Genomic DNA, 3,843 nt, shown 5'->3' with positions numbered 1-3,843 from the left:
ATTGCAACATAAGATTAAAACTGATATTTATTATATTTCAGGCATAGAAAACACATCAACAAATAAGGAAAGGAAAGAATTTTTTGGAAATTATTTAAAAAGACAGGGCATAGATATAAAAATTATTTGTGGTGAGTTTTGCTATGAAAAAACGTTCAGAGAAGTAGAAGAGTTGATGATTAAAAAAATCAAGCCAAAAGCTATATTCGCGGCCAATGATATCATGGCACTTGCAGCCTTAGATGCACTAAAGAAATATAGAGTTAAAGTGCCTGAAGAAACAATAGTAATTGGTTATGACAATATCAAAATGTCTGATTGGGAATCTAATGATCTAACCACTTGGGAGCAGCCTATTGATGAAATGATTGAAAAAACGATAGAGATATTAAAACATAACTCAATGTATACCAGTCCACAAAAGGTTACTGTTCGTGGAAAGTTAGTACTTAGAAGAACAACTCATAAAACTCTTGACGATGAAAGCGGTTTATAATATATTCATTAATATAATATATTTTATTTATTTTTAATTGCATACGTATGCAAAGAAGGGAGAAAATCATGGCTAAGATTATTAAAGAAGGAATGAAGCAAGAAAGTATTAAAGAAGAGGACAAAAAAGTAAGCGCTATCGTAGAAGCTACTCTAGCAGACATTGAACTAAGAGGAGATGAAGCAGTCAAAGAATTGTCTGAAAAATTTGATGGTTGGAAACCGAAATCTTTTAGATTAAGTGAAGACCAGATTGAACAAATCAAAAGAGAAATATCTGATCAAACTAAAGAAGACATTAAATTTGCACAAGATAATATTAGAAAGTTTGCAAAAGCTCAATTAGAATCTTTAAATGACATTGAGGTTGAGGTTATGCCAGGTGTGTTTCTCGGTCATAAAAACATACCTGTTAATAGTGTAGGATGTTACATCCCTGGTGGGAGATATCCTATGGTTGCGTCAGCACATATGAGCGTGTTAACAGCAAAAGTTGCGGGTGTAAAAAGAGTGATTGCATGCACACCTCCGATAAATGGTGAAATACCTAAGGCTACAGTCTATGCTATGGCCGAAGCGGGTGCGGATGAGATTTATATTTTAGGTGGTATTCAAGCTATGGGGGCAATGGCTATAGGAACTGAAAGTATTGAGTCAGTTGACATGATAGTTGGGCCTGGTAATGCATTTGTAGCAGAATCTAAAAGACAACTATTTGGAAGAGTAGGAATAGATTTATTAGCTGGACCAACTGAAACATTAGTAATAGCAGATGAAACAAGTGATCCAGAAATGATTGCGACAGATATTCTAGGGCAAGCAGAGCATGGACCAACGTCACCGGGGGCTATTATTTCGACAAGTGAAGAAATTGCACGCCAAGCAATGGATGAAATAGAAAGACAATTGGGATCATTACCAACAGCAGAAGTGGCGAGTGTTTCTTGGAGAAATTACGGACAAGTGATAATTGTAGATAGCTATGACGAAGCAATAAAGGAAGCAGATAAATTAGCATTTGAACATGTTGAGGTTTTAACAAAAGATCCAAACCTATTCTTAGAAAATATGACGAATTATGGGGCATTATTCCTAGGTCCAGAAACAAACGTCGCATATGGTGACAAAGTAATTGGAACAAATCATACCCTTCCTACAAAGGGTGCTGCTAGGTATACAGGTGGATTATGGGTTGGTAAATTTATAAAAACAGTAACATACCAACGTATTGAATCAGATGAACAAAGTGCACTAATTGGTGAGTATGCAGCAAGACTTTGTGAGTTAGAAAATTTTGCAGGCCATGCTGAACAGGCAAAATTAAGAGTTAGAAAGTATGGAACTAACTAAATGAAGAACTAGTATCATTTTTAGGGAGGGTTATTATGATAGGTATGATAGGTTTAGTGGGAGGTTTAATTCTCTTAACTATTTTGGTAATGAGAGGGATGAACCTATTGGTAGTTGCACCATTATCAGCTCTTTTTGTAGCATTATTAAATGGTGTCCCTCTTTTCCCACAAATGACCATAAATGAAGAAGTTGATTTTGTCACTGGATATATGAATGGATTTGCAGGTTTCATTACTTCTTGGTATTTAATGTTTTTAGCTGGAGCTATATTCGGAAAAGTAATGGAGGACAGTGGTGCTGCTGATAGTGTATCAGAATGGATATTATCTAAACTAGGAAGAGAGAAAGCTGTACTTGCAATTATAATAGCATGTGCTATTTTGACTTATGGTGGAGTTAGTTTGTTTGTTGTTGCATTTGCAGTATATCCAATGGCAGTTAGTTTATTTAAAGAAGCTAATTTTCCACGTAGATTTATACCCGCAGCTTTAGCATTTGGGTCAACAACATTTACAATGACATCTGCAGGATCTCCTGAAATTCAAAATTGGATTCCTATACCGTATTTAAACACATCCCCATATGCTGCTTGGCAAGTTAGTCTTATAGTAGCAGTATTTATGATGATTATTGGATATCTTTGGTTAATGTGGATGATTAAAAGAGCAGTTTCAAAAGGTGAGTTTTTTATTGAAAGAGAAACAGATCATAGAGAAGAAAGAAGTCATCTACCTAACCCTATTTTAAGTGTTATACCATTGCTATCTGTTTTAATAGTTTCATACATATTTCATGAAAGATTTGAACAGTATGCATTAATATTAGCTCTAACAAGTGGTATTTTATTTACATGGTTATTAAACAGGAAGTACTTTAGAGATTTTTGGACAGCTGTTGGTGAAGGTACCGAGGGTGCTATTATCGCTATAGGTAATACAGCAGCTGTAGTAGGATTTGGTGGTGTTGCGAAAATTACTCCCGCCTTTGACAAAGCGGTCACTGCTTTAACTGATCTGCCGGGGAATCCATTAATCGGAGGAGCATTTGCAATAATGATAATAGCAGGATTAACTGGCTCATCATCTGGTGGGCAAACGATTGCTCTACCTATATTAGGACCTCATTATTTAGATATGGGAGTTAACGCTGAGGCATTACACAGAACGGTCGCACTCTCTTCCGGTACTCTAGATTCATTACCTCATGGTGGTTATGCAGTAACTACTATTAGATCTATTGCAGGTGAGACACATAAAGATGCGTACCCTGCTTTTGGGGCTATGACAGTTTTAGTTCCAATTTTAGGTGTATTATTAGCTTTAGTACTATTTTCATTTGGTATAGGTATGTAAAATACTTTTTAGTCAAAAACATGCATTAATTCTCTAATCGTAGTAACTTCGCAATTGCTAGTATAATTTTGAGAAGAACAATGAAATATAAAAAGTCCTTCACAAGTCATAATATTTTGAGATTATCTCTCAATAGTTATGAAGTGAGAAGGACTTTTAATTTGATAAAAAACTTTCGTGAATTCAATCATAAACTCCTATTCTAAGTTAAAGGGTTTCCAAACAAGTAAATTAAAATAAATGCAACGAGAAAACCGAGTAAGAATATACCGAGGTACTTCGAGTTTTTCATTATAAATCAACTCCTCATAATTTACTTAAATTATTTGCATTAATTTGACAGTTACCTGATGAATCACAGACGCTCATATTACCTTCTTTTGTAACGATGATATAGTAGCCAGGTGGATAAGTGGTACCAACAAGAGCTTTTTCTACCCACTCTAATCCATTTGCAACCCAATATGATGCATTGTGTCCAGTAGTATATTCTATAACACCATCAACTAAATAACCTACTAACACACCACCGACAAAAATAGCTACAGCAGATGCAGAATTTTGCTCCACTTCACTGTTGGTATTATAATGCATTTCATCATAATTTTTTTCATAATTAGAGGAAGCGGATACAAAAGAATTG

The 3,843-nt window shown here is 34.9% G+C and carries 4 protein-coding genes; 3 read left to right on the top strand and 1 reads right to left on the bottom strand.

The annotated features are described in order from the left end of the window. From TJ68_RS03800 to TJ68_RS03790, 3 genes are all read left to right on the top strand, one after another. A partial coding sequence (locus tag TJ68_RS03800) for a substrate-binding domain-containing protein (protein WP_162138452.1) occupies positions 1 to 496 on the top strand: 496 nt, incomplete at its 5' end. A 68-nt stretch (positions 497 to 564) separates the two neighbouring features. Next, complete coding sequence (gene hisD, locus TJ68_RS03795; protein WP_040928836.1) at positions 565 to 1,845, top strand: histidinol dehydrogenase; 1,281 nt, start codon at positions 565 to 567, stop codon at positions 1,843 to 1,845. Positions 1,846 to 1,880: 35 nt separating this feature from the next. Next, the gene (locus tag TJ68_RS03790; RefSeq protein ID WP_040928835.1) at positions 1,881 to 3,200 is read left to right on the top strand and encodes a GntP family permease; all 1,320 of its coding nucleotides are present in this window, start codon (positions 1,881 to 1,883) and stop codon (positions 3,198 to 3,200) included. A gap of 306 nt (positions 3,201 to 3,506) precedes the next feature. Here the strand turns inward: TJ68_RS03790 and TJ68_RS08500 are convergent. Beyond that, positions 3,507 to 3,843 (bottom strand): hypothetical protein (locus TJ68_RS08500; RefSeq protein ID WP_040928834.1); only part of this gene is annotated, 337 nt, incomplete at its 5' end.

Source organism: Nosocomiicoccus massiliensis (assembly GCF_000438455.1).
Classification (GTDB): domain Bacteria; phylum Bacillota; class Bacilli; order Staphylococcales; family Salinicoccaceae; genus Nosocomiicoccus; species Nosocomiicoccus massiliensis.
Note: the sequence above shows the minus strand (reverse complement) of the source record. Positions and strands in the feature narration are given on the sequence as shown.